Source organism: Sphingomonas glacialis (assembly GCF_006439055.1).
In the GTDB taxonomy this organism is placed as follows: Bacteria; Pseudomonadota; Alphaproteobacteria; order Sphingomonadales; family Sphingomonadaceae; genus Sphingomonas; species Sphingomonas glacialis_A.
The window spans coordinates 284,937-309,769 of record NZ_RCZC01000004.1; the positions used below are offsets into that span (position 1 = coordinate 284,937).

Genomic DNA, 24,833 nt, shown 5'->3' on the forward strand with positions numbered 1-24,833 from the left:
GGGAAGTGTCATGCCGATAAACCGACGGACGATGATGATCGGCGCGACGTCGCTTCCCGTCGCGGCCCGGCTCGGCGCGGCGCCGTTAGCGGGCGGCGCGCGGGCGGACGACGAAGCCTATTGGGCGACAGTCGCGGCGCACTATGACGTCACGTCCGAGGTCATCCAGCTCGAGAACGGCAATTGGGGCATCATGGCCCGCCCGGTTCTTGCAGCCTACGAACGCGCCGTCGAGCGGGTCAACCGCGAGAACAGCTTCTATTCCAGACGGGCGATGGGCGCCGACCTCCACGCCGTGCGCGTCCGCGTCGCGGCGGCGCTCGGCGTCGGCGCGGACGAGATCGCGCTGACCCGCAACGCGACAGAGGCGTTGCAGGCGCTGATCGACGGCTACAATCGTTTGCGACCGGGCGATGCCGTTCTATACGCCGATCTCGATTACGATAGCATGCAGGGCTGTTTCGCCGGACTGCGCGCGCGCCGCGGCGTCGACGTCGTCAAAATCGCCCTGCCCGAGCCGGCGACATGGCAGGGACTGATCGACGCCTATGCGCAGGCGTTCGACGCCAATCCTAAGGTGCGGCTGGTGCTGCTCACGCATCTCAGCCATCGCACCGGGCTGGTTGTGCCGGTGCGTGAGATCGTCGCGATGGCGCGGGCACGCGGAATTGATGCGATCGTCGATGCTGCGCACAGTTGGGGGCAGCTCGATTTCGAGTTTCCGGAGCTCGGCGTCGATTTTGCCGGGTTCAACCTGCACAAATGGATGGGCGCACCGCTCGGTGTCGGCGTCATGTACCTGCGCAAGACGCGGGTGCGCGACATCGATCCCGATCCAGCAAACGGCATCGGCGATCCGGACGACGTGCAGGCGCGTGTCCATACCGGCACCGGAGATTATGCGGCGCAATTGACCGTACCCGACGCGCTCGCCTTTCAAGAGGCGATCGGCGCAGCGCCACGTGACGCGCGCCTGCGGCTACTGCGCGATCGGTGGGCGGAGCCGCTTCGCGCAGTTAAGAGCGTTCAGATCCTGACGCCGGCCGATCCGCGTCTGCACGGCGGCATCACCTCATTCCGCTTCACGGGAAAGGTGTCCCCGGCGGACAACAGTGCGATCGCTAAGCGGCTGCTCGACGACTTTCGGATCTTCACCGTTCACCGCACTGGCGTGGCGGCCGGATCCTGCGTACGCGTGACGCCGGCGCTGTTCACGACGCCCCAGCAAATTGATGCCCTCATAATGGCGATCCGAGGCTTGGCTTGAGGGCAAACACCTAAAACACTCGATTTATGAAAACGCCTACAAGACCCAGAGTTGGCCGTTCGCGGCACCTTTTGGACTTCCCAAATCCTGCCATTCATTAATGTCGATCAGGGGCGACCCAATATTGCCGCGCCATGACGACCATGACTTTGGCCGACCGAATGCGAAATTTTAAAGGGCGACCTGAAGGTCACCCAGATAGCAGACTTCTGTTCCGAGCTGTGACCGAGTAGCACTACCCCTTCTTCGCGAAAGGCACCTAATGCGTCCTAACCCCGCCCTGCTCGCCTTGGTGCTCGTCGCCGGCTCCGTTGCTGCCGCTCAACCGGCATCGATGCCAGCCCTGAAAGCAGCGGTGAAGGCGTCGACGCGCTCTCCTGCCAACATCGCGCGCGATCGCTATCGCCACCCCGTCGAAACGTTGAGCTTCTTCGGCGTTAAGCCGACTGATACTGTAGTCGAGATCTGGCCAAGCGGCGGGTGGTACACCGAAATCCTCGGCCCCTATCTGGCCGCGCACGGGACGCTGTACGCGGCCGGGCCGGACGACAAAGGGCTTGCGGCCGTAAAGGGTAAGCAGTCTGCCTCGCCGGCTGCGTACCGCTCCGTACGGTTTGCGACCTTTCCAGCCGGACCGGGCGCGACTGCGGTGCCAGCCGGCACCGCCGACGTCGTCCTGACCTTTCGCAATGTCCATAACTGGCGCTTCGGTGCGACCGACCAGACGCAGACGGCTTTCGACCAGATGTTCGCCATGCTCAAACGCGGCGGCACCCTGGGCGTTGTCGAGCACCATTTGCCCGAGGCGTCCGGGACAATCGAGGAAGCGCGCAGCGGTTACATGAAGCGGTCGTCAGTGATTGCCTATGCAACCAAAGCCGGCTTCAGGCTTGCCGGCGAGAGCCCGATCAACGCTAATTCGAGGGACACGCACGATTACCCCAAGGGGGTTTGGACACTGCCACCGGGCTTTGCGGACGGTGATCACGATCAGGCGCGTTACGCCGCCATTGGCGAGAGCGATAGGATGACCCTGAAGTTCGTAAAGCCGAAGTGATCACCCAATCGGTCGCCTAGTGTTCCGGCGGAGAGGACCCACTTCCAGCCGTTCAGCGCACCCGATGCAGCATCCGAAACCTGCGATCCGTTCATGTGAGCAGACCACCGCTCCGGCCCACCCAGCCAAGCGATCGAACGGCTTAGAGTGGGACGAAGCCGACGGTCACAGGTTGATAGCGAACGTCAGCTTACCGCACGAGCGGTCGTTAGAACGGGTTTTGAGCGGGCCAATTAGACCTTTCTCGACGAAAGTAGCCGCATATTTAACTGAGGCGCCCGGCGAACCCGCCGAGATCGCCGCCGCCGTCATTGTACCGATAGGGTCCGGGATCATCCGAAGCGCCAACCTCCGTTTCGACGGCGTGTCCGTAGCGAGTATCTGATGCCGCGCGCGGCCCGGCATTGTTTTCGCTAACGCCCCGTCACTCTTTGGAGAGACCTGCAGGATCCACCAAATAAGCCGGACTAAGCGTTTTCAGCCTTGTCGCCGTCGGCAGGAGCGTCGGGTAGAATTGCACGAAGGTCGTGTCGGCAGCGGCGTGCTGCTGATGGCAAGCGTAGCAATTCGCGGTGTAGGGAAAAAACTCCCCCTTTGCGCCGAAGAACCCCCAGCCGCCCTTGAACCGCGCCTTGTCCTTCACATGCGCCTCCAGCCCGATAACGCCGCCGTTCTGGAACTGGCCCGAACGGGTGATCGAGCCCTTGGTCTCGGTGGCGCGATTTTCGACGATCAACACCGTCTTGTCGGGCCAGACGCCGGTCTTGAGGAAAGCGCGATAGGCGGCGCGCGGCGCGAAGACATTGTCGAATTGGTGCACCGGTCGCTCGCTGTAGCTCATGTCGACACCGGACGAGAGGAACACCCATTCGCGGTACTCGGCCGGCATGATTAGTCGACCGTCGGCAGTATAAGCCGGAGCGCCTTCGGCAGTCGCCCGGCCGTGCGCCACGCTTTCGCTGCCGCGGATCGCAATCGTCGCCATCAACGCCGCCGCGCCGGCAGCCAATACCATCAATCCGCGCATTTCGATTCCCCAGTCAGTGCGTCGCGATTATCAGTCCATCGGTGACCCATTGCCCCAGCAGGGCGCCGGCGCGCGCGATGCCGTCCGCCTCACCCCAGGCGATCACCATCACGTCACACAATTCGGCGAACGACAAGCAGGCGCGGGCCGAGAGCAACGCCTGCCGCTCATATTGGTCGATCGCGCGGAACTGGGCCGAAATTCCCTGCCGCCACACCAGGATCGCGCCGGTTTCGGGAAGCATCTCTACCGAAGGCGGCACTTCGTCGTCGGCAAGCGCGGACCAGATCGCGGTCGCGTTGGTGGTGAGATCGGCGAGATCGAGCGTCGGGGTGAAGTGCAGTATCGCCTCGTCCCAGTCGATGCCCGACAAGTCCTCCATCGTCAGCGCCGTGACGTCGGGACCGACAAACGCCTCCCCCAGCGCAAGATCGATCCAGGCCAGCTCCGTGACCTCCGCATCCCCCGGATAGAGCATCGCCAGCGTCGCGGGAAAATCGCGCGGATAGGCGTCGAGCGTCCAGCTGCTCGGCGGCACGCGCTCGATATGGGCGACGACGGCGTCGTGGAAGGCCTCGCCGCCGATCCAGTCGCGGGTACGGGCGAAGCTCTCCTCCAGGCAAGCGATCAGCGCTGCGCGGTAATTGTTCTGGTAGACGCGCAGGCCCGGCCCCGCCGCCTCGCCGAGGTGCCGCGCGGCGACTTCGTCGTCATGGACGAGCCACGCACGAAAATCGCGCTGGAGAGCGAGCAGGCTCACGCCGCGTGCGCCAGCGTCTGTCCGCCGATCCGCCGAGCCTTAGCGAGTTCGGCGAGCAGTTCGGAAAGTGGCGGAATGTCGTCGTCGCGCTCGATCATCGTCGCCACAGGGCCGAGGCGCGGTATCACGTGCGCATAGAGATCCCAGACCGAGGCGGGAACGGGCTGGTCATGCGTGTCGATCAGCAATTCCTTGCCCCGGCTGTGCCCGGCGAGATGGATCTGGCGGACGCGGTCGTGCGGCACCCCGTCCAGATAGGCGATCGGATCGAAGCCGTGATTGGTGGCGCTGACGAAGACGTTGTTGACGTCGAGCAACAGCCCGCAACCTGTTCGCGCGCACATTGCGCCAAGGAATTGCCATTCGGTCATGTCGGCGGGCGCGAAATCGACATAGCTGGATGGATTCTCGATCAGCATCGCCCGGCCCAGCGCGTCCTGCGCGCGGTGGATATTAGCGCAGACCAGATCGAGCGCCTCGTTCGTATAAGGCAGCGGCAGCAGATCGTGCGAATTGAACCCCTCGATCCGCGACCAGCTGAGATGATCGGAGACGAACAGCGGCTCGATCTCGTCGACCAGCGCGCGCAATCGCGTCAGATACGCACCGTCGAGGCCGTCGGCCGAGCCGATCGACATCGATACGCCGTGCAGCGCGACCGGATGGCGCGCGCGGACATCGCGCAGGATCTGGCGAGGACGGCCGCCGGGCACCATGAAATTCTCGGAAATGACCTCGACGAAATCAACGTCCACCCGACCATCGAGGAAATCGGCGTAATGCGGCTTGCGCAGGCCAAGGCCGTAACCGGGAAATGGTGTGATCATCGCAAACTTCTCTAGGCGAAGGTCGGCCCGGGCGCCCGAAGGCGCCCGGGCCGCGGGTTAGATTTGCGGGCGTGCCGTCCCGATCAGTTCGGTGCGGTCGTGCTGCCGTGCTGCGACTTGCAGGCCTTCGCCGAGACTTCCTTGAAGCCCTGGCCTTTGCAGTCGTTCATGCCCTTGCAGTCATGCGTGCCCGACTTGCAGTCCGACGTGCCCTTGCACGAATTGACGCCGTAGCAATGGACCTTGGCGGCGCCCTTGGCGATCGCGACCGTGGGCACGGCGGCCGTGACGGCGACGACGGCTGCTGCTGCGGCGAAGCTTACGCTATTACGAAGGATGGTCATGTGGAAGTCTCCAGAGAGAAGATCGGCCTGATTGGCCCCTCCAGTTCGCAGTGCCGCCGGTCGTGGTTACACGCCTTTGAAAATTACCAGCGCAGCAAGCGCGGACCGAGCAGCGCGCCGAGCGACGCCGCCAGCAGGATGCCGAGCGAATACCAGGTGAGAACGAAGATCGCCGACACTTCGGGACAATGCACGCAATATACGGTCGCAGCGAAGGCGCCCGCCGCGAGGCCAGCCGCCGCGCCGGCCGCACGCAACCGGGTCGGCGCGAGCTTGCGGAATGACCAGAGCAGTCCGACGAAGATCGGCATGGCGAGCGCAAGCACGCGCCACGGGCAAACCATCCAGCTGTCGCCGAGCCACATCGCCAGCCAGTCACCGGGTGGCGTGCGGATCAGCTCCATGATGCCGACACTGGCGAGCAGCAGCACCGGGATCGCCATCAACCAGAGCCAACGCAACCTGCCGCTATCCGGTCGCGCCAGCTGCGCGGTCATGACGATCGCGACTGCGGAAAGCGAGACCGTGTAGCCCCATTTCATCCAGAACGGGAAACCGTGCATCGCAACGCCGATGTCGGGGCGCACCCCCATCATCACGACGACGTAGAAGATCGATACGAGCGCGCCCATGGCGAGGCCGATCGCGAGCCGCCTTGCGACGGCATGGCGGCGCACGGGCGCGAGATCGGCGGACAGGCGGAAGATGAGGTCGTCGGTATTCATCGTCCCCCTCCCTGAATGCGTACGATCAGCGATTTCAAGCCGCGATGAACCGACACTTTCACGTCGGACTCGCCGATATCTTCACGCTCGGCCGCCTCAGCTGTGCTCAGGCCTTCGATGCGCGTGGCGCGGATCATGCGCGCCTGTTTCGGAGGCAGGATTTCGAGTAGCTGCTCGACGTCCATTCGCGCGCAGGCGGCATCCTCGAAACCTTCGGTGATCAGGATTTCCTCAAGACCTTCGATCGGCACCAGACGCCGTCCGCGCCGAAAATGATCGATCATCTTGTAGCGCGCGATCGAGAACAGCCACGCGGTGAACGGACGCGCGCGATCGTACGTCCCGCGCCGCGTATGCACTGCGATCAAAGTCTCCTGGACGAGATCGTCAATATCGCCGTCGCCCATCCGTCGTCGGTAAAAGCCCCGCAGGAGCGGCACGAGCGCGCGCAACAGGGCAGAGTGGTCGCCGGCATGGCCGTCGAGCCCACTGATCATCAATGCCCGCAATGTGTCCTCGCTCGCTCGCATTTGCGCTCCCACGAGGCATTCGGCCTGTCTGCCACGATAGTTACAACATTGTAGCGAGTAGCGCGAAAAAATACCGGCGGGCCGGAACGTGTAACCAGCGCGATCATGTCCCCGAATAGCCGATGTGATCCGGCTTCCAGCCTCCTTGCCGGATCCCGCGCGGCCCGACCGACCCCGTGCTCGGGCCGCGCGAAGGAGGCTGAACTCAAGGAGCCCAATCATGCGCACGACCCACGCCTCTCTCGCCGCGACCCTCGCGATCGCCGTCGCCGGTGCCGCCATCGCGGCGCCCGCCGCCGCCCAGACCAAGCCCGCCATGGAAAAATGCTACGGTGTCAGCCTCGCCGGCAAGAACGACTGCAAGGCCGGTGCGGGCACGAGCTGCGCCGGCACGTCGAAGGCCAATTATCAGGGCAACGCCTGGAAGTTGGTCAAGGTCGGCACATGCGTGAAGACCAAGACCCCCAAGGGCACCGGTTCGCTGACCCCCAAGGCCTGACGTCCTGCCGGGGCGGCTGTCCCCCTGCCGCCCCGGACCCCTTTCATGCGGAGAAGTCGGATGAACTCGCTCGTCGCGCGCTATGATGGCACGGTCCGGGGCCTTGCCCGCGTCCCGGACGCCCTAATCCTGCTGATCGGCCGGCTGGGCATCGCCGCCGTGTTCTTCATGTCGGGCCGCACCAAGGTCGATGGCATCCTCCACATCACCGACGGCACTTATGAGCTGTTCCGCACCGAATATGCGCTGCCGCTGGTGCCGCCCGAGATCGCCGCGGTAGCGGCGACATACTCCGAACATCTGTTCTCGATCCTGCTCGTGCTCGGCCTCGCGACACGCATCTCGGCGCTCGCCTTGCTCGGCATGACGCTGACGATCGAGATCTTCGTTTATCCGGATGCCTGGCCGACGCACCTGAGCTGGGCGGCGATCCTGCTGCCGCTGATCGTGCGCGGCGGCGGTGCTTGGTCGCTCGATGCCGTCGTGCGGCGCGCAATCGGCGTGGCGCGATAGCAGTGCGACGCCGCTGCTTCATCGTCCCGGGACGGATCGCCGTCCCGGACGGCGAGCAGCATACCGGGCCGCGCTATGATGGGCCTGTCGCCGAAGCGCTGGCAAAGCTGTTACCTGTGCTGGGCTGCGGCGAGGAGGCGGCCGCGATCGCGTTCGATGACCTGGCGCGTCGCGAATGCGCCGATGAAGCTGCTGCGCTCAGAACGATTGCGGCTGAAGAACGCCTTCACGACGCTCTGATCGAGGGTATCTCCCGCCGACTGCCCGAGGCCGCCCCGCCGCTCGGCCTGCTGGCGACCTCCCGCCATTTCCATATGAGCCTCGGTGGCGACGGGGCAACGCTGCATCTAGCACGCATCGCTGCGCTGGATGCGGCGGTCTGCACGATCCTCGGCGCCTTGCTGTGCGCGGGCGGACCGCTCTCGACGCTCCGTCATGCCGCGCCGGTCCTGCAACAAATCCGGCGCGACGAAGTCGGCCATGTCCGGATCGCGCGCGCCATGGTCGCGCGACGCGGCGCGGATGCAGGCCTGCGCGATGCGGCTGCGACGACTCGCGAGACGCTTGCACAGATCATGACGCCGATGGGCGACGCGCTGGAGGTGCTGGCGGTTGATCCGATGGCGCTCGATCGCCGTATCCGACGGCTGCCGGATGGATTGCTGAAGTGGTGAACACGCCGCATCCGGCGTGGCTGTCGCACGGTCGCGTCTCGGTGCTTGGTATGGGCACCGCTCTGCCCGGCGCGCCAGTCGCGACCGGCGCGCTGATCGACCGTGTGGCGACGCGTTTTGCGCTGTCGCGGCATCGCGAAGCGACAGTGATCGGAAGGAGGCTGGAGATCGAGGCACGACATCTCTGTCGATCTTTTGAGACTGCGCATGAGGCAGCACGGCCGGGCGAAGCCAATCCCGAATTGGCAGCGGCGGCAGTCGTGTCGGCGTTGGGCGAGGCGGGGTTGGCGGTCGGCGATCTAGGCTATCTGATCGGCCATACCACGACGCCGCTGCAACCGCTCCCCAGCAATATCGCCTTCGTCGCCGACCGGCTCGGCTATGGCGGCCCGCATCTCGAACTGCGGCAGGCATGCACGGGCTTCGCCAATGCGCTGATGATCGCCTTCGGACTGCTGGCGGCGCCCGGCGCGCGGCCGGTGGCGATCGTTGGATCGGAGACCGGATCGCTGTTCTTCGAGCCGATGCACGCCGACCGCGATCCCGGTCAACTCGTCAACCTCGTGCAGATGGGCGACGGCGCGGGTGCGATCATCCTCGGACACGCCAGGGGCGGGGCGAGCATAACGGCAGCGTGGTTCGGCGCGATCGGGCTGGGCCGCGCGCCCGGATTGCAGGTTCGAGCCGATACACCACGCGCGTTCGAGCATGATTTTGCGACGATCCTCGCATCGGGATCGCAATTGTTCGACGCTGGCCGCGACGCGGCGGCGCGGCACGGCTTGACGCTCGACAGCGTTGACACGATCATCCCGCATCAGGTGAGCGGTCGGATCGGGCGGCAGGCAGCGGCGCATTTTGGGCTCCCGGCGGAGCGCTTCTTCGTTAACGCCGACCGCCTCGGCAATACTGGATCGGCGGCGATCTGGCTGGCGCTGGCAGAGCTGCGGCGAAGTGCGCCGACGACAGGACACCGCACACTCGTGCTCGGAGCGGAAGCCACCAAGTTCATGCACGGGGGCTTCGTCTATGAACATGGCTGAGCCGCTGATCGCTGTGGTGGGCCTCGGCAAGCGGTATGGCGGGCGCCGCGTCTTGCAGGGCGTGACGCTCAGCCTCGCGCGCGGCGAGATCGTCGGGCTGGTCGGCGCGAACGGCGGCGGCAAGACGACGACGCTGCGCATGCTCGCCGGGCTGATCCGCGCCGATGACGGGCGCGGCACCGTGCTGGGCCGCGATATCCGCAAGGGCGGGAGCGCTGGCATCGGCTATATGCCGCAACGCCTCTCGCTCTATCCCGAGCTCACGGTGCATGAGAATCTGCGCTTTCGCGCCGAAATCCATGATGTAACCGGGCCGCGGGTCGACGAGATGGTCGAGCGGCTGGGTATAGGCCCGATGCTCGATACACGCTTCGAACGGCTTTCGGGAGGCTGGGCGAGACGAGTGCAATTCGCTGCGACGATGCTGCCCGCGCCCGCGTTGCTGCTGCTCGACGAGCCGACCGCCGGGCTCGATATCGTCACGCGCAACGATCTGTGGCGCTGGCTGGCCGATCTCGCCGCCGCGGGGCACGGCATCGTCATCAGCACTCACGATCTGACCGAGGCCGAGCGCTGTCCGAGGATCCTGCATTATGCCGATGGCGTCGCCGAGCCGCCGACTACGCCCGCCGACCTGATTGCCCGTTCCGGCGCGGCCACGCTGGAGGCCGCAGTCGCGGTGCTCGCACGGTGAGGCCGCTGCGGCGCATATTGGCGCTGGCGCGCGTGGAGACGCTGCGGATGCTGCGATCGCGCACAACCTTTACGCTGCTGATCTTCGTGCCGGCGATGCAGGTGCTGCTGTTCGGCTATGCGATCCGCCCGGTGCCGCCGCGCATCGGGGTCGCCATCGCCGCGCCGACCGCTGCCGGCGCCGGACGTGTCGCCCGCGCGATCGAGCGCATGCCCGGCGTCACCATGACCGGCGCACCGCTGAAGCCCGGCGGCGCGGCGAGCGCGGTGCGCGAAGGCCGCGCACTGATCGGCATCGAGGTGCCGTCGCTGCGATCCTTTGCCAATCCGACACAGGCGCGCGTGCCGCTGCGCATCGTCGTCGATGCCACCAATGCCGGGCTGACCGGCGCCGCGGTCTCGGGCATCGAGGCGGCGTATTGGCGCAGCCTCGCCGAGCAGGCCGATGCCGTCGATAGCGGGCCGGGTCTGAAGATCGAGCGGCTCTACAATCCGGAGGCACGTGCCGACTGGACCTTCCTGCCCGCGCTGATCGGCGTGACCGTGATGATCGCGATGATCATGCTCGGCGCGCTCAGCCTCGCCCGCGAACGCGAGAGCGGGACGTGGGAGGGATTGCAGGCGCTCCCGGTCTGGCCGGTCGAGATGCTGCTCGGCAAGCTGCTGCCCTATGTGCTGATCGGCACAATGCAGGGACTGCTGGTGCTCGGCGTTGGGATCGCGCTGTTCGCCCTGCCCATGCGGGGCAGCGTCGTGGCGCTGGTCGCTTTGCTGCCGTTGTTCGCGGCTGCCAATTTCGCGCTTGGCTATGCGATCTCGATGCGCGCGCGGACGCAGGTCGCCGCGTTGCAGGGCGCAGTCGCGTTCTATTTGCCGGCGATGCTGTTGTCGGGCTTTCTCTATCCGTTTGAGACATTGCCGAACTGGGCACGCTGGATTGGCACGCTCTTCCCGCTCACCCACTTCATCCGCGCCGCGCGGGGTGCGCTGCTGCACGGCGACGGCGCCGCTGCGGTGCTGGCGCATGGCTGGCCGATCCTCGCCTTCCTGATCGCGGCGAGCGCGGTCGCGTTGCTGGCAAGGTCGCGGTCGATCGACTGACCTGGCTGTAACCGGACCGTCGACGCTGCCGAATACCTTTCGACCATCGTCAGGGAGCCACCATGTCACCGTTCAAGACCGCCGCGATCGCCATCGCGGCCCTCGCCGCCATCCCCGCGCAAGCCGCCGATTTCGCCAAGTTCGACCGCGCCGCCTTCGATGCGGCGCAGGCGCAGGGTCGCCCGATCCTGATCGACGTCCACGCCTGGTGGTGCCCGGTCTGCGGATCGCAGGCGCGCACGATCAAGCGCGTCGTGACGCCCGAAGCCTATCCAAAGCTGATCGTCTTCCGCATCAATTACGACACGCAGAAGGATGTCTGGCGCAGCTTCAACGTGCAGAAGCAGGCGACACTGATCGCGTTCCACGGCAAGCGCGAGACCGGGCGGATCGCCTTCATGACCGATAAGGAAAAGATCGCCGCGCTCATCGCCTCGACCAATCACTGACGTGGCGAGCGGTCTGAACCCGGCGCTCGCCTTCGCCGCGGGGGCGCTGACGATCCTCTCGCCCTGCGTGCTGCCGCTCGTGCCGATCGTGATCGGCAGCGCGGGGCAACGCAACAAATGGGGGCCGCTGGCGCTCGCCGCCGGGCTGGTGCTTTCGTTCACGATAGTCGGCTTCGCGGTCGCGGTGCTGGGCGCGGCGTCGGGCTTTGATGGGGAGATCGTCCGGCAGTTCGGCGCGGTGATCCTGTTGCTCGCCGGATTGGCGTTGCTGATTCCCAAGGCGACGGATCTGCTGACCCGCGCCGCGACGCCGCTCGCCGCCTGGGCGAGCCAGCGGCAGGCAGGACTCGAACGCTTCGGGCTCGCCGGTCAGGCGGCGATTGGCGTGCTGCTCGGGCTGGTGTGGAGCCCTTGTGTCGGGCCAACCCTCGGTGCGGCGACGGTACTTGCCGCGCAAGGCAAGGATCTCGGCGAGGTTGCGCTGGTGATGGCGGCGTTCGGAGCGGGCATTGCCGCCGTGCTGCTGGTGATCGCGACCGCGACGCGCGGCTTCCTCTCGCGCTGGCGCGGCACGATGATGCGCACCGGCCAGGGCGGCAAGCGCGTGCTCGGCGCGTTGCTGGTGCTGGTCGCGCTGCTGATCCTGACCGGCGGCGACCGGCTGTTCGAGGGGCTGGTCGTCAGCCTTTCGCCCGACTGGCTGACCGATCTGACCACGTCGATCTGAGGCGAGGCACGATGCTGAACCGCCGCACGGCCATCATCGCGCTGGGGTTTGGACTGGCGGGCGCGTCGACCCTGACAGCGGCGCCCTACGATGAACCCGACGAACTCTACGCGGCTTTGCGCGAACAACCGGGCGAGCGGATTCTGTTTCCGGACGGAGCGATCGACCTCGTCTTCGCAGATGGCGCGCGAGGCATCGACCGTGCCGCCATTCGCGCCTGGGTTCGCGAAAGCGCCGACGCGGTGACGCGCTATTTCGGCTGGTTCCCGGTCGCGCAGTATGGCCTGCTGGTGATCGCTCAGCCCGGCGAGGGTGTCGGTCACGCGACCACCTTCGGCTATGGCGGTTCCGCGACGCGCATTCACGTCGGCACGGCGGCGGGTGCGGCTGCGTTCGAGCGTGACTGGGTCTTAGTGCACGAGATGTTCCACGCCGCCCTTCCCGATCTGCCCCGCCGCGCGCTCTGGCTGCAAGAAGGCAATGCGACCTGGCTGGAGCCGGTCGCGCGCGTCCGTGCCGGATACCTCCCCGAAGCCGAGTTGTGGCGGCAGGCGCTGATCGGCATGCCGCGCGGCGAACCCGGCGCCCGCGATGGCGGCATGGACGGCACCCGCGACCATGACCGGCTCTATTGGGGCGGCGCCACCTTCTGGCTACTCGTCGAAATCGCCATTGATGCGGCGAGCCACGGCAAGCACGGCCTGCGCGACGCGATGCGTACGGTCAATCGCCAGAGCGGCGGCAATGCGACCGACTGGACGCCCGAGCAACTAATGGCAGCAGGCGATGCCGCGGTCGGGTCGGAGGCCCTGTCGAAACTCTACCGGCATTTTGCCAGCGGCCGGGCCACGACGGATCTGCCGGCCCTGTTCGCACGGCTCGGCGTGTCGGCGCCGGGCGGCCGCATCCGTTTCGACGAGAACGCGCCGCTGGCCGGGGTCCGGCGTCGGATCGTCGGGCGCGCATGAGTTGGTCTGCGTGTAACAAATCCATCCGCTGCTGCGTATCGCTGGTGTCAGGCGGATACATCCAAAAGGCCCCAACCATGCAGATCGAGCAGCATTCAGTAATCCCCGGCGACCGGACCACACGCATCAAGATGGCCGCAGCAGCGTTGCTTCCGCTATTGGCGATGGCGTTCGTCACGCCTGCCGTCGCCAGCGACGCCGCGCATCCGACCGTGGTGGAACTCTACCAGAGCCAGGGATGCTCCTCCTGTCCGCCGGCGATCCAGAATCTCAATGTGATCTCGCAGCGGCCCGAAATCCTCGCACTGACCTTCGCGGTCACTTATTGGGATCAACTCGGCTGGAAGGATACGTTCGCCAAGCCCGAATTCACCGAGCGCCAGCGCGACTATGACCAGGTCGCGCGCCTCGGGCAGGTGGCGACGCCGCAGACGATCGTGAACGGCCGCGCCACGACCAATGGTGGCAACGGCAGGCAGTTGCTCGAAACCATCCGCACCGCCGATCGCGGCGTTTCGGGTCCGGCGATTGCGTCTGCCGCCGGCAAGATCACGATCGGCGCCGCCAAGGCGACGCAGCCGGCGACGATCTGGCTGATCCGCTACGATCCCCGCCCGTTGAGCGTGCCAATTCGGGCGGGAGAGAATGGCGGCCGTACGCTCGTCCACCGCAACGTCGTCCTTTCGCTGGCGGCAGTCGGAAGCTGGCGCGGCTCGGCGATCACCATTCCCGCGCCGTCCACCGATCCGAACCTGCAAACGGCGGTGCTGGTGCAGTCCGGTAAAGGCGGAGCGATCATCGCCGCCGCGCGCTTATGAGCGCGCTTTCCAGCATTTGCGATCACCGGTTCGCCTTAGAAATCGGAACGAATATGTCAAGCCTGTCGCTTCTGCGATGACAGCTTCACGTCCACTCTCGGGGCACTCGACAGCCCAAGTCGGATGACCGGATCTGTGCGCACTGCTGCCGGACGCTCAACGAAAAGGGAATGGCGGGTTTCGGCAAGAGTAGCCGCTCTGGCGCGATAAGCGGAACGGCTCGAGTTGGTCGATACCTGCTGTGGCGGTCACGACCCAGGATCCGTCATTCGCGGCGCGTTTATGCTTCTCAACTCCTGCCGTTCGTTAATTTTGGTCTAGGGTCTGGCTTCGGATCAAAGGGCCGGGATGACAGGCGAAGAATTCAAGACCGTCCGCACCAACGCGGGGCTCTCCCTTCGTGAGTTGGGGGAGCTTTTGCGCGTCTCTGACCTTCGATCGCTACAGCGGTGGGAAGATGGCACCAAGGAAGTCAGTGGGCCGGTGTCAGTGTTGATGAAATTGCTGCGCGATGGCGTGTGGCCGGTTGCCTGATCAAACGAGCGTCGGGAGTTTCGCTAACCGTAGCCTGCGCTGTTTTGTCTCATCGATAAACATTCATAATGGTTGTAAGTTGATCCCGCAGAGCAGCGTGGATATGTTGTGAGCGGAAGGAATCGAAATTGACTGACGAAAATACCAACGTTGTCGAACTCGCCACCGAATTGACCATCGCTTGGCTATCGAACCCGAACACTCGCACGACCGCCGAGGATGTTCCGGCATTTCTCAAGTCTATGTTTGACGCGGTGTCTGGCCTTTCGGCTGCGCCTGTCGAGACTTCGCCCGAGGAACCTGCTCCCGAGTATACCGGCGCGGTGACTGCCCGTAAGTCATTGGCAAACCCCGATGTCATCATTTCGATGATCGACGGCAAGCCTTACAAGACATTGACGCGGCATCTCTCAACCAATGGGTTGACGCCTGCCGAGTATCGCGAGCGCTATGGTCTCAAGCACGATTACCCGATGACCGCTCCGAGCTACTCGGAAGCACGTCGAGCGATGGCGTTTAAGATTGGTCTCGGGCGGAAGTCCGGTCACAAGGCTGCTGCTGCGGCTCCTGCGCCTGCCAACAAGCGTGGTCGCGCTCCAAAAGTCGCGGCAGAGTAGAGGTAAGGGTGGGGGAGAAGAATACACTCAATCCTCCCCCAAGGTAGCCGGAGCGCAATTGCACACGCTCGACGATCGGGATTGTGTCAGACGGTACCCCTTAACCCGCACTCAACCGCAAAGTGGCTCTGACGATTGAAGCTATCTCGATTTGGAAGCCTTTACAAGAAGCTCGGCCCAATGCTCGGCGAGGGTGATCACTCGACCACCGGGGCAGGCGGGCTTCGACCTGAGAATGCTTTCTGCTGATCGCGGGGGGCATTACGGTCGTTAAAGCAGCGATTTGTATTCAATTTAGAAAAGGCGGCCCGTCATAGCATCGACCCTCGACATGCTAGTCCGTAAGTTTGACAGTCACGTCGCGCTCGACAGCGACGATAAGGATGCACTTGCGGCGCTGCCGCATCGGGTGCGTGAAATGTCCGAAAACTCCTACATATTTCGTGAGCGTGCGACGCCGGGTGAGTGCGCCGTCTTGTTGGAAGGTTTCGCTTTCCGGCAGAAGCTGAACCGAGACGGTGAAAGGCAGATCGTCTCACTTCATATTCCCGGTGACCCTTTGAACCTGCAAAGCCTATTACTTGATCGCACTGACCACGGTGTTCAGGCGCTCACGCATGCCAAGGTCGCAATGATTCCGCGAAGCGCGATGCGCCAGTTGGCACTCGACCGACCCAACATCGCGACGGCATTCGAAATCAGCAATCTGATCGAAGCTTCGATTCTGCGCGAATGGCTCATGAACGTCGGACAGCGAAATGCGCAAACTCGTATCGCGCACCTCCTCTGCGAGATCGCAACGCGTCTGAAAGACCGGGATTTGCTCGGGCACTATGAAGTTGAATTGCCGATGACGCAGAAACAGGTCGGCGACGTAACAGGGCTTACCGCGGTCCATGTTAACCGATCGCTAAAGGCGCTTGAAGTCGAGGGTTCGATCGAACGTTATAGGCGGGCGATCCGCTGCCCGAATTGGGAGGAACTCGTTCGGGTGGCGGATTTTAGCGAAAGTTATCTTCACCTTGGGCGACAAGCCGCCGCCTGCTGAAGTTTTCAAGGAGGTTTCGCGGTTGAGCTGCATCCGGTTCCGCGGACACCAGGTTAGGCTACATTAGCCTGCTTCTCGAAGTCCATGGGGGCTGAGATAGCCTAAGGTCGAGTGCCTACGCGTGGGATTCTAGAAGCGCTCGATATAATCGAACACATCCGCGCGTGCGTAATTGCGGGAACGGTATGTTTTCCGCGCGATCCGTTCGGTCTTGAGCGACGAGAAGAAGCTCTCCATCGCCGCGTTGTCCCAGACGTTGCCCGACCGGCTCATCGAGCAAGTGACGCCGTTGTCGGCCATCCCGAAGGGATGGCCCCACCGAAAAAACCTATCGGGTTTTTTAAGGTGGTGTTCGTCCAATGAATAGATGGCAAGCCATCGTCGCAGTGGTTCAGTCTTTCAACTATCATAACAGACCGGGCTTCGCGCTCGCAGCGGTGATCTGCTTGTCGACACCCTTTGTCGTAATCGCCGAGATCGTCGCATCTATCTTCCGGTAGGGCCGTACCTCGTACGAATGCTTTACCGATTTAACATCATCACCCACGGTAACACCCTCCACGATCTGGAGGGCGTCGAGCTTCCCGATCTTGAAACCGCCTGTTTCCGCGCGGTTAGGATCGCGCGAGATACTATCGCGGTAGAAGCAAAAAACGGAACCATTCCGATCGGTTGGCATATCGATATCATCGACGAAACCGGCGAAGTCGTCGGGACGATGCCTTTCGGGGATACCGTCACCCTACACTGACCGTTCAGTGCAGGCAGGATTGGATCGCGGCCACGGCGTCCTCCCTCCTGCTCGACTACATCGCCTTGTTCGGCGATCTCGCGGAAGCGTTGGAGACAGTGTTGGGGACGCTATAGCCCTACTGCCGCCCGCCGACCTTGCAGAGTGTCTCGTCATCGCGCCCGGCAAGCCGACGCAGAACGGGTTCGTCGAGAGCTTCAACGGTCGCATGCGCGACGAACTGCTCAACGAGACGCTGTTCTTCACGGTCCGCCAGGCGCGCTCGATCCTCGCGCGCTGGGTCGACGACTATAACACCGAGCGGCCGCACTCCTCGCTCGGCTACGCCACACCGGCGGCGTTCGCCGCTGAACTCGAAAAGCAACGGGCGGGTTTAAACCCGCCCGTTGCTTCACCCGCGCTCCTGCACGACAACAACGGTCGGTCTCTGATTGCTGCTGGATGAAAAACGGGGGTCACGTCACCGCTTGGCTGGTAGCTTCTGGTCTCGAGAAGGGGGCAGTGTTTCGGCGGCAATCGCGCGACGTTGGCGTGAGCGGACTACAGCGCTGCGGGTAAAGCCGGACGCCGCTTAGCTGCGGGTGACGATCACGACGGCGCCTTCATTTCCGTAGATTCCGGGCAAGTCGGTCATCGCCGCGGTCACCGTCAGCGGCGTGCCGTCATTGGACAGTAGCACCGTTTGAACGCGCTGCGGACCGTTCCCGCGCAAGACCTTTTCGAGCCGTTCGCGAAAGGCAACGCGGTTCGCGACCGGCACCAGATCGGCGATCCCGATCTGCAGCAAACGATCCTCGGGTAGCCGCAACATGTCGCACATCGATGCGTCCACCCGCTCGATCTGCCCGCGCACGTTGAGCCGCATATAGCCGATCCCGCCGTGCAGCGTGATCGCATCGACGATCGCGCGCTTGGCGTCTGCCAGCCGGTGGTTCTGCATGTCCTCGGTGATGTCGCGGAACATCAGTGTGGTGCTGCGTGCTAGGGGATAGACTTCCAGGCGGACCCAGCTTTCCGGCCTGAAAATCGAGGGCAGGTCGGCAACGCACACTTCTTTGCCCGCCGCAGCGCGCTTGATGTAGGTTTGGGCCAGCGAGCCCTTGAGGGCGGGAACCGCGTCGTAGAGGTTCCGGCCGACAAGCTCGCCATCGCGCTTGTCGAAAATGGCGTGCGCAACGCGATTGGCCATGACGACGCCCATCTCCGTGTCGAGCGAGACCATGCCGTGCGGAACCCAATCCATAAACTCGCGCAAGGTGGGCAGCAGCGCGTTGTCATCGGGACCAGCGCCGCTTTGGGTATTTGCGATCAGTTTCTCATACTGTGCGGCAGACACTAACGCGTGAGTGGTCCGGCCATGATTCGTTACAAAAACGGTGGTATCACCCATCGTGTGCCGAAGATTTCCGAACTGCCGCACCAGCTCGGCGGAGGTTACCTGCACCTTTGACTGCTGCTGACCCAAGCCGATTTCGTGCGGGGCTCGATTCTGTCGGTCCATCCGGGGTTCCATTGAAACGGAAGATATTAAAACCTAAATTAATTTTCAACTGGATGATACTTTTTGGGTCTATTGTCAAAAGGATAATAGAATTTTATCGATATCGGTAGTTTTACTATGCCTGCAGAGCGGCGATCGGAGCGTTCAGCATATTTTTCGAAAATATCGTCCTGTCGCGTGCAGCACACCCGACCCGCGCACCACAATCCCTCGCCGAAGATACTGCAGTGTCGCCTTAAGCGCTTGGGTGCGACAGGTATGTGATCGACGTGCCGCGCCGGAGTATCCCCTTCACCGAGCGCTGGCGAATTCCGTATTTTTACAGCATGGGGGGAGCTCGCCGCGGATGATGGTGCCGTGCTGGTTTGGGGGAACCGATCGTCGCCACGCCCATATGCAAAAAGCGCACGAGTTCAGTCCGTGCCTGATAGCAACGTATCCGACCCCCGACGGAACAAGCTCGCCGATCTGCTTGTCGAAGCGATTGCGCTTTCGGACGACTTGCAGCTGTCCGCCGTCGCGCTCCGGCTCGAGCAGGCGCGGCTTCTGCTCCTCAACTCGGCAATGCCGCGCGCGACGCACCAGTCGCCCGTGATGTGAGCTCAGCGCGCAGGACCGTTTCGACTTGAGCCGTACCGCGCGACGTGAGTTGCGCGGAGGCCGGATTTTCATTTTCGAGATCGATCTGGCCCGCATCGCGAAGCACAACAAGCCGGCGCGGGAACTGTTCGTCGCGCGGGAAGCCCGTCGACTGGTCGGCAAACGGTGCCTGGCCTTCGCATTCGGCGATGTAGAGTTCTAGAATTGTGAGCCATCCCTGGTCGGCAAAGAGGTCTTCGCCCATCTGGTCGGCCTTGACGATGCCGACGGACCGGAGACGCTTTGCCTCTCGCCAGAGCGGCTCGACACCGAACCGGCGCTTCGGATCGTCGACCAGGAAAATCGTTCCGAGCGTGAGTTCCTCGAAGTTTGCCGACGACATGATCGACACCTGAACCTCGGCATGAATCAAGGTGCCATCCGCGCGCGCGTAGCGTTTGCGGATCATGCGGGTACAGTTGGTGGCAGTAACATACTGCATTTCCCAGATATTTCTTGAAATATCGTTATGTACGTAATGTTGGTGTAATACCTGCCCACGATATCGCAAATACGACGATACAACAGCTCGCCAATCGCGGCGTCGATCGAGAATAGCCCCGGAAGGATTCGCTACCGAATGGCCCACGAGAACGGGTTTCATCGAAAAGACAATAATCTTCAGGCACTTGTCCATATCGGTTAGCATATAGGATTCTACGGAGCCAGTCGCGATCCACGGCGCGCGATTGAGCAGACCAGGGTTTTCGGTCATCTCCAAAGTTGAGTGTGTACGGTGAATCGAACGCTTTTCTCGGGTTCGCACCGTCTTTCGGTCAATTTTAGCTGCGGACGCACAGTATCCGAGCCCCCACGATAAAGACCTGGGTCAGGGCAACTTCAAAGACCGCCATATCCTTTGCGCTGCGGAATCGGGTGCTCTCCTGCCGGATAGAGCATGCGCAAATGGTCGCGCACTGAATAATGGATCGGCTAATCGAACCGGCATGTCGCGAACCAAGTCTCGCTTTCGACGATGTCGAGCGTGATCGGCGAAAATTGTGCGATGACGAGTTTTCCCGATCGACCCGTAAAAAGCGTATAGCCTGCCCAAACCGACACCCGGTAAGCGACAGATTGACGATAGTGATGTCAATCGCACACCCGCGTCCTTCCCGTATCGTAGCCGGGATCTCTACCGGCCACTTCAGCGCATCGCATTGTGTTACACGCATGCGGGCATTCGACCCATTTGCCATCTTTGCGATGCTGCCGTGGATATCCGATCGATCGGTCAGCCAACAAGAATGGGTGTTCCGCACCGCACGCCGTTGATCCAGACGTCTGCCTGCCCGACGCGGACGCCCGCCAGCGCGGTGACCTGATCGACGACGCTGTCGAGCGGCGTGGCGGCCTGGCCCAGTATGGTGCCGACCGCGGCGGTCAACAGCGACGCATTGATGCCGAATCCGACGATCGAAGCACGCAGGTCGGTGTGCGAGAGGAGCGCGCTTGCCACGCCCCGTGCCACGTCGCCGGTCGATACCGACTTTACCGTGTGCGTCGCGATATCGTTCGGGGTGAACCACACCGTCTGCGCGCTGACGCCGCCCAGCTTCGTGTCCGAAAAGGCTGATACCGTGGCGAGCGGGGTCGTGATGATCATGGCCGGTTTCAGCGCGACAGCGCGCCCGAAATCGGGAAAAGCGGTCTCGTCGAAATCGGCGATTGCGATCTCGCCGGCGGACGGAGTCACATCCAGCGCTGCGGTCGGCATGGCGCGGCCGGCGCTGCACGAGACTTTCGACAGCTCAGCTTGCGCCTGCGCCAGTTCGACGAAGATCGGCAAGCGGATCGATCCGAGCCCGAGAGGGGCGAGCGCGGACAGGCGTGAATCGATCAGAACGCGGGTCTGTGCGGTGCGCACGACAATCTTGTGCGCGGCGTTGACCGCCAACCACGGCGAGTTTGCGGGGCGCTGCCCGATGGCGATCAGCAGCCGCGAACTCGCGATGCCAGGTATGCCGAGGTCGAGACTGCTGGCGACCTGGCGCGTACCACCCATCTCGAGAATGGCGCGGACCAGCGAAAAGGCGTCGACTGTGACGGGGCGATTGGGATCGACATGGACGCTATCCTTGAGCGGTCCGAGGTCGATGAGGTCGCTAAGCCGGATCTTGGTCGCCGGAAGGCGCGCGGCCATCGCTTGCAGCACCGCTGCGCTCGACGCGGAATCGGCTGAAGCGGCGAGCGCTTGGACCACCTGCGGAAGCGTCACCGATGTGGCCAGCGCCTCGCCAAAGGTTGCGACACCGACGCCGGCCTGCGTCCGCAACGCGTCGGAAAACTGCAGGATCTCGACATTTCCCGAGACGAGGGCGTTATAGTCCATCGCAGACAGATTGAGCTGCGTTCCTGCCAGACCCGACAGCAACGCGTTCGGCAGACCGCCCTGTACCCCGGCGAGCCGCGAACCGATCGAGAAGGCCGCAAGATCGATGCGCGCCGCGGTCGCCTGCGCGGTGATCGACGTGCTCTTTTGACTGGAGAACGCACGGGCGAAAAATGTCGGAAGATGACTTTCCACGCGGACCTTCACGGCATTGCTGTCAGTCTCGGTGGGCTGAAACCGCTGTTCGGGGGCGATCGATTGTTCGGCGGTGTATTGCCCGGGCGTGGCTCCTGTCAGCATGGCAGAATAACTGCTATTTGCGCCGACCACCGATCTTGCGGTCGCATCGGCAGTGGCGGGATTGCCCGCGGCCGACAGGGCGGCGGCATCCGCTACACCTTGCAACCGCCGCTTTTCGAGAAACAGCGTCGCCGTGTCGATGCCCAGTGCCGCGCCCGCCAGCAGCATCGTCAAGGCGCCGGAGAAAAGCACCGTTACATTGCCCGATCTTTCGCGAAACAGGCGCCGTCGCCGAGGAGGGAGTGCCATAGGTTAAAGTCCCGTCAGCTTCATTACGGTCTTGCGCTCGATACGCGTGCTGGGTGCCGGGACGATCGGCAGCATGAGCAGCGGACTGCCAGCTGCGTCGTAGACGACATCGACGATCAGCGTCGCGCCATCGTCTTGCACGCTCACCGCGACCTTGGAGGTGTTGATGTCGAGCGTGCGCACCAGGACGTCGTTCGCGGTGGTTCGAGCAAGCGATGCGCGCTCGGCGATCGTCAGCCCGCCAAGCGCTGCGCGCCCACCTTCGTTCGCCGCCTGTTGCACCGAATGCGAGATTGCGAGCCAGCTGCCATAAGTAACGATGCCGAAGATGAGCAATAAAAGGACCGGCAGGACAATCGCCATTTCAATCGCAGCGGTGCCGCGCTCGTCACTCCCGATATCGAGCGGGCGTCGAGCCCAGGAGAATGATGTTCGCTGCATGACGCGATGTTTGCATTAGGTAGATCACCAACCCATAAAAGCGACTCAGCTCAAAAATACGCAAAATACGCATGGGTCTTTGATCTTTGGGCTTCACAGGCAAACGAGTCGGTCAGGGGTCGATCGTTTGATCGCGCCCTCTACCGCGCGCACGAATTCATGACCGGCGCTAGCGACCGATTTCGAAGGGCTGGTCATCACTCCGCACCAGAGCTTGTCTCCATTTCGCGCGATCGCCCAGGTGAAGCGATAGTCTCCACTTGCCGGCAAGGCCCGAACTTCGCCGTCCAGCGCGATCCCGCTGGCGAGACGGGTGCGATCGCGCGTGATGGTGTCGTTCAACGAATCGACGAACTCGCGCGACACCGACTCGTCAGGCGAGGCGATATGCACTGGCGGTCCCTCGGTAGCTGCCTTCGCGGCCTCGACCACCGCCGGTTCTTCCGCACTGCTTTGGCCGGAGCTTGCATCTGCGACGGAATGCGTGACGTTGCGCAGGCCGAATATGTCCTGTTGGGCGAACAGCAAAACCGCAGCGCAGCAGATGGCGATGCTCAGAATGGCTCTCACCGGCGAAGGTAATGGCGAGAGCAGGACGATCACGACCAAGCCAAAAGCCAGTACCGACACTATGAACATCTGCGTCGTGCTTAAAGTCCGCCCGAATAATACGAAGCAAAGCGCTGCAGCGATGAAGCCGAGGCCCATCAGACATATCGCCGACGCCGCGGTGTTCTTGTTGAGAAATGTCAAGCAAGTCGCTCCATGATGCACCTATGCGCGCAGCATCAATCGATCGTTTGCTGTGGCCGATCGAGATTTTGCATTGCCTCGGCCCTGAGTTTGTACACCGCGAATTCAAGCGAAATGCCGGACGCAAATGTCTGAAGTCGCACGGCGGGATCGGAATAGCGGCGAAGGATGTGCTCGAGCACGGAGGGGTGGATCGCCCTTTGGAAAACGACATCGGCCTGGAGTTTGTCGATGCGGATCGTGTGACCGACGATCGTATCTTGCCCAGGGATCCTGATGAATATTCTGGTGTTGGGTTCGAGCTCGAAGGGGGTTTCGAGTGTGCAGGATTGCGTCGAAAGGGCGAGGATGTTTCCCGCAAACTCTCGAGATTTGTCGCGCTTGAAACGGATGGCGATACGTGTGCTGGCGAGTGACGGGGCTGGCGAGGCTTCGGCAAAGCGGGTTGGGCTTTGGCGGGTGTCGTCGGAACAAACCTGTACTTTCCGCATGATCGGCCGGCCTCTTGATAACAATCGTGAACAACGTGAGATGAAGTCGTGCTTCTGGAGAAGCGTGGGTGTCCTGGCGCACACTGCGGTATCCGTCGTGCGGCCGCTTGGTCGATTGGGTAAAGTATAAGAGGCTATGTTTGCCGTCTAATTGCAACCTGCGACTTCTAAATTGCGTATATTGTGTAAAAAATCGATGTTTGTGCGATCCTCGTGTGGCGTTGTGTATGGATCGGCGGGGCTTTATTGCAAACTGACGTTGGGGATTCACTTAGGGAATCGAGCGGGATAGATGGGCGTGATGCCCAAACCTGCCGCACCTGTGTATCGCACGACGAACTGGCCTGAGTATGATGCGGCGCTGAAGCGGCGTGGGTCGCTGGAAGTAGGGTTTGATCCAGAGGTGCATTGGCTATCGGTGCCTTGTGGTCGTCCCGGCCGCCCGATGCGGTTTTCAGACAGCGCGATCGAGCTGCGCCTGACGCTGATGACGCTGTTCAACCTGCCTTTGCGGCAAGTGACGGGGTTGGTTGCGAGCCTGATCAAAATGGAAGGACTGGATTGGCTGGTGCCGGATTATACAAGAGGGCAGAGCGCTGTTTCTACGCTAAACAACGGCAAGGTAGAACATTTGTTGTGGATAAGCGTCGAAGCGGAAGTCCGCCCAAAACTGGCTAAACATTTGTAAAAGCGAATAGATTTGAGATTAGGGGGCAATCGGTGCCGATCGGGTCCCCCTGAAAAGTCATATTCGTTTGGCTTTTCAAACGTTTTGTACCGCGAAGAGATAGAGTTCTGCTTGGACGCCTATCCACAGGCCAGATGAACCGACCGCGGTCGAACCGCTTGGCATAGAGCGACGTACCCACACCGTCGTGCCAGAGCACCTTGATCAGATCACCTCGCCGCTCGCCGAAGATATACAGATCACCGGCGTGCGGATCGCGCTTCAGCCCCTGCTGCACCTGCACCTGCAGCGCCGGGCCGAACATCACAGGCCGCATGTCCGTGCAGCCGGTCGCGAGCCAGATCCGAACGTCGCTTCGGACCGGGATCATCGCCTGGCCGAGGTGAACGAAAGTCCGCTTATCTAAAATTTGTTGCTCCGAAGCAGCCGTGCCGCTTTCCACCCCCTTCTGCCAAACGGAAGTTCCG

The 24,833-nt window shown here is 62.9% G+C and carries 30 protein-coding genes and 3 pseudogenes; 18 read left to right on the forward strand and 15 right to left on the reverse strand.

The features are described 5' to 3' along the window. Window positions 1-10 precede the first annotated feature (10 nt). Together EAH76_RS15820 and EAH76_RS15825 are read left to right on the forward strand one after the other, a co-directional pair. Entirely contained in the window at window positions 11-1,267 is a 1,257-nt protein-coding gene (locus EAH76_RS15820) for an aminotransferase class V-fold PLP-dependent enzyme (protein ID WP_140851235.1), read from the forward strand. Window positions 1,268-1,529: 262 nt separating this feature from the next. Then, window positions 1,530-2,324 carry a class I SAM-dependent methyltransferase gene (locus tag EAH76_RS15825; RefSeq protein ID WP_140851236.1) on the forward strand — a complete coding sequence of 265 codons (795 nt, stop codon included), beginning with the start codon at window positions 1,530-1,532 and terminating at the stop codon, window positions 2,322-2,324. Between the two features lie 165 nt (window positions 2,325-2,489). On the opposite strand, the gene EAH76_RS23980 is transcribed toward EAH76_RS15825, so the two are convergent. The 7 genes from EAH76_RS23980 to EAH76_RS15855 all read right to left on the reverse strand — a co-directional run bounded on the left by EAH76_RS23980 (window position 2,490) and on the right by EAH76_RS15855 (window position 6,537). Further along, window positions 2,490-2,636, reverse strand: coding sequence for a hypothetical protein (locus EAH76_RS23980; protein WP_161989063.1), 147 nt, complete (start codon window positions 2,634-2,636; stop codon window positions 2,490-2,492). Window positions 2,637-2,748: 112 nt separating this feature from the next. Then, the gene (locus EAH76_RS15830) at window positions 2,749-3,351 is read right to left on the reverse strand and encodes a cytochrome P460 family protein (RefSeq protein ID WP_206667888.1); all 603 of its coding nucleotides are present in this window, start codon (window positions 3,349-3,351) and stop codon (window positions 2,749-2,751) included. A gap of 13 nt (window positions 3,352-3,364) precedes the next feature. Continuing rightward, a complete protein-coding gene (locus tag EAH76_RS15835) occupies window positions 3,365-4,111 on the reverse strand; it encodes an HvfC/BufC N-terminal domain-containing protein (RefSeq protein ID WP_140851237.1) in 747 nt (248 codons plus the stop codon). Further along, on the reverse strand, window positions 4,108-4,938 hold the full coding sequence (gene bufB, locus EAH76_RS15840; RefSeq protein ID WP_140851238.1) for an MNIO family bufferin maturase: 831 nt from the start codon (window positions 4,936-4,938) through the stop codon (window positions 4,108-4,110). The genes EAH76_RS15835 and bufB overlap by 4 nt, the downstream gene beginning before the upstream one ends. Before the next feature lie 83 nt (window positions 4,939-5,021). Further along, complete coding sequence (bufA2, locus tag EAH76_RS15845) at window positions 5,022-5,282, reverse strand: BufA2 family periplasmic bufferin-type metallophore (RefSeq protein ID WP_140851239.1); 261 nt, start codon at window positions 5,280-5,282, stop codon at window positions 5,022-5,024. Between the two features lie 83 nt (window positions 5,283-5,365). Beyond that, complete coding sequence (locus EAH76_RS15850) at window positions 5,366-6,007, reverse strand: DUF1109 domain-containing protein (RefSeq protein ID WP_140851240.1); 642 nt, start codon at window positions 6,005-6,007, stop codon at window positions 5,366-5,368. Further along, window positions 6,004-6,537: a sigma-70 family RNA polymerase sigma factor gene (locus EAH76_RS15855; RefSeq protein ID WP_140851241.1), complete on the reverse strand. Its 534-nt coding sequence runs from the start codon at window positions 6,535-6,537 to the stop codon at window positions 6,004-6,006. Before EAH76_RS15855 ends, EAH76_RS15850 begins: the two co-directional genes overlap by 4 nt. A 220-nt stretch (window positions 6,538-6,757) precedes the next feature. On the opposite strand from EAH76_RS15855, the gene EAH76_RS15860 reads away from it, so the two are divergent. The 13 genes from EAH76_RS15860 (at window position 6,758) to EAH76_RS15920 (ending at window position 16,221) form a co-directional block, all read left to right on the forward strand. Beyond that, entirely contained in the window at window positions 6,758-7,036 is a 279-nt protein-coding gene (locus tag EAH76_RS15860) for a BufA1 family periplasmic bufferin-type metallophore (RefSeq protein ID WP_140851242.1), read from the forward strand. Between the two features lie 60 nt (window positions 7,037-7,096). Continuing rightward, complete coding sequence (locus EAH76_RS15865; protein WP_206667889.1) at window positions 7,097-7,549, forward strand: DoxX family protein; 453 nt, start codon at window positions 7,097-7,099, stop codon at window positions 7,547-7,549. Window positions 7,550-7,551: 2 nt separating this feature from the next. Further along, window positions 7,552-8,223, forward strand: coding sequence for a 3-oxoacyl-ACP synthase (locus EAH76_RS15870; RefSeq protein ID WP_140851244.1), 672 nt, complete (start codon window positions 7,552-7,554; stop codon window positions 8,221-8,223). Continuing rightward, window positions 8,220-9,266 (forward strand): 3-oxoacyl-ACP synthase III family protein, encoded by a 1,047-nt coding sequence (locus tag EAH76_RS15875; RefSeq protein WP_241659731.1) that lies wholly within the window; start codon window positions 8,220-8,222, stop codon window positions 9,264-9,266. Before EAH76_RS15870 ends, EAH76_RS15875 begins: the two co-directional genes overlap by 4 nt. Further along, the gene (locus EAH76_RS15880; protein ID WP_140851245.1) at window positions 9,253-9,960 is read left to right on the forward strand and encodes an ABC transporter ATP-binding protein; all 708 of its coding nucleotides are present in this window, start codon (window positions 9,253-9,255) and stop codon (window positions 9,958-9,960) included. The genes EAH76_RS15875 and EAH76_RS15880 overlap by 14 nt, the downstream gene beginning before the upstream one ends. A 32-nt stretch (window positions 9,961-9,992) precedes the next feature. Beyond that, complete coding sequence (locus tag EAH76_RS15885; protein ID WP_277754294.1) at window positions 9,993-11,060, forward strand: ABC transporter permease; 1,068 nt, start codon at window positions 9,993-9,995, stop codon at window positions 11,058-11,060. A gap of 62 nt (window positions 11,061-11,122) precedes the next feature. Further along, window positions 11,123-11,509, forward strand: a complete 387-nt coding sequence (locus EAH76_RS15890; RefSeq protein ID WP_140851246.1) for a thioredoxin family protein — start codon at window positions 11,123-11,125, stop codon at window positions 11,507-11,509. A 1-nt stretch (window position 11,510) separates the two neighbouring features. Then, window positions 11,511-12,236: a cytochrome c biogenesis CcdA family protein gene (locus tag EAH76_RS15895; RefSeq protein WP_140851247.1), complete on the forward strand. Its 726-nt coding sequence runs from the start codon at window positions 11,511-11,513 to the stop codon at window positions 12,234-12,236. A gap of 11 nt (window positions 12,237-12,247) precedes the next feature. After that, window positions 12,248-13,204 carry a hypothetical protein gene (locus tag EAH76_RS15900; RefSeq protein ID WP_140851248.1) on the forward strand — a complete coding sequence of 319 codons (957 nt, stop codon included), beginning with the start codon at window positions 12,248-12,250 and terminating at the stop codon, window positions 13,202-13,204. Window positions 13,205-13,281: 77 nt separating this feature from the next. Continuing rightward, complete coding sequence (locus EAH76_RS15905) at window positions 13,282-14,022, forward strand: DUF1223 domain-containing protein (protein WP_241659733.1); 741 nt, start codon at window positions 13,282-13,284, stop codon at window positions 14,020-14,022. A gap of 348 nt (window positions 14,023-14,370) precedes the next feature. Further along, window positions 14,371-14,556, forward strand: a complete 186-nt coding sequence (locus tag EAH76_RS15910) for a hypothetical protein (RefSeq protein ID WP_140851249.1) — start codon at window positions 14,371-14,373, stop codon at window positions 14,554-14,556. Between the two features lie 128 nt (window positions 14,557-14,684). Continuing rightward, the gene (locus EAH76_RS15915; RefSeq protein WP_140851250.1) at window positions 14,685-15,173 is read left to right on the forward strand and encodes a MucR family transcriptional regulator; all 489 of its coding nucleotides are present in this window, start codon (window positions 14,685-14,687) and stop codon (window positions 15,171-15,173) included. A 331-nt stretch (window positions 15,174-15,504) separates the two neighbouring features. Beyond that, complete coding sequence (locus EAH76_RS15920) at window positions 15,505-16,221, forward strand: Crp/Fnr family transcriptional regulator (protein ID WP_140851251.1); 717 nt, start codon at window positions 15,505-15,507, stop codon at window positions 16,219-16,221. Between the two features lie 53 nt (window positions 16,222-16,274). Here the strand turns inward: EAH76_RS15920 and EAH76_RS15925 are convergent. Further along, a pseudogene (locus EAH76_RS15925) lies at window positions 16,275-16,521 on the reverse strand (IS3 family transposase); the annotation flags it as partial. Between the two features lie 217 nt (window positions 16,522-16,738). On the opposite strand from EAH76_RS15925, the gene EAH76_RS15930 reads away from it, so the two are divergent. Then, window positions 16,739-16,972: a DUF6894 family protein gene (locus tag EAH76_RS15930; RefSeq protein WP_140851252.1), complete on the forward strand. Its 234-nt coding sequence runs from the start codon at window positions 16,739-16,741 to the stop codon at window positions 16,970-16,972. 154 nt (window positions 16,973-17,126) lie between these two features. Continuing rightward, window positions 17,127-17,417 (forward strand): annotated as a pseudogene (locus EAH76_RS15935) (integrase core domain-containing protein); the annotation flags it as partial. 126 nt (window positions 17,418-17,543) lie between these two features. On the opposite strand, the gene EAH76_RS15940 reads toward EAH76_RS15935, so the two are convergent. The 6 genes from EAH76_RS15940 to EAH76_RS15965 all read right to left on the reverse strand — a co-directional run bounded on the left by EAH76_RS15940 (window position 17,544) and on the right by EAH76_RS15965 (window position 23,678). Next, on the reverse strand, window positions 17,544-18,473 hold the full coding sequence (locus tag EAH76_RS15940) for a PAS domain-containing protein (protein ID WP_161989064.1): 930 nt from the start codon (window positions 18,471-18,473) through the stop codon (window positions 17,544-17,546). A gap of 553 nt (window positions 18,474-19,026) precedes the next feature. After that, window positions 19,027-19,833 (reverse strand): hypothetical protein, encoded by an 807-nt coding sequence (locus tag EAH76_RS15945; RefSeq protein ID WP_140851254.1) that lies wholly within the window; start codon window positions 19,831-19,833, stop codon window positions 19,027-19,029. A 513-nt stretch (window positions 19,834-20,346) separates the two neighbouring features. Beyond that, complete coding sequence (locus EAH76_RS15950; protein WP_161989065.1) at window positions 20,347-21,936, reverse strand: pilus assembly protein TadG-related protein; 1,590 nt, start codon at window positions 21,934-21,936, stop codon at window positions 20,347-20,349. 60 nt (window positions 21,937-21,996) lie between these two features. Then, window positions 21,997-22,434, reverse strand: coding sequence for a TadE/TadG family type IV pilus assembly protein (locus EAH76_RS15955; protein WP_140851256.1), 438 nt, complete (start codon window positions 22,432-22,434; stop codon window positions 21,997-21,999). Between the two features lie 93 nt (window positions 22,435-22,527). Beyond that, window positions 22,528-23,187 carry a hypothetical protein gene (locus EAH76_RS15960; protein ID WP_140851257.1) on the reverse strand — a complete coding sequence of 220 codons (660 nt, stop codon included), beginning with the start codon at window positions 23,185-23,187 and terminating at the stop codon, window positions 22,528-22,530. A gap of 35 nt (window positions 23,188-23,222) precedes the next feature. Next, on the reverse strand, window positions 23,223-23,678 hold the full coding sequence (locus EAH76_RS15965; RefSeq protein WP_140851258.1) for a hypothetical protein: 456 nt from the start codon (window positions 23,676-23,678) through the stop codon (window positions 23,223-23,225). Between the two features lie 301 nt (window positions 23,679-23,979). Between EAH76_RS15965 and EAH76_RS15970 the strand changes: the two are divergent. Continuing rightward, a pseudogene (locus EAH76_RS15970) lies at window positions 23,980-24,261 on the forward strand (transposase); the annotation flags it as partial. A 91-nt stretch (window positions 24,262-24,352) separates the two neighbouring features. On the opposite strand, the gene tnpB reads toward EAH76_RS15970, so the two are convergent. Beyond that, window positions 24,353-24,808, reverse strand: a complete 456-nt coding sequence (gene tnpB, locus EAH76_RS15975; RefSeq protein WP_140851259.1) for an IS66 family insertion sequence element accessory protein TnpB — start codon at window positions 24,806-24,808, stop codon at window positions 24,353-24,355. Between the last annotated feature and the right edge of the window lie 25 nt (window positions 24,809-24,833).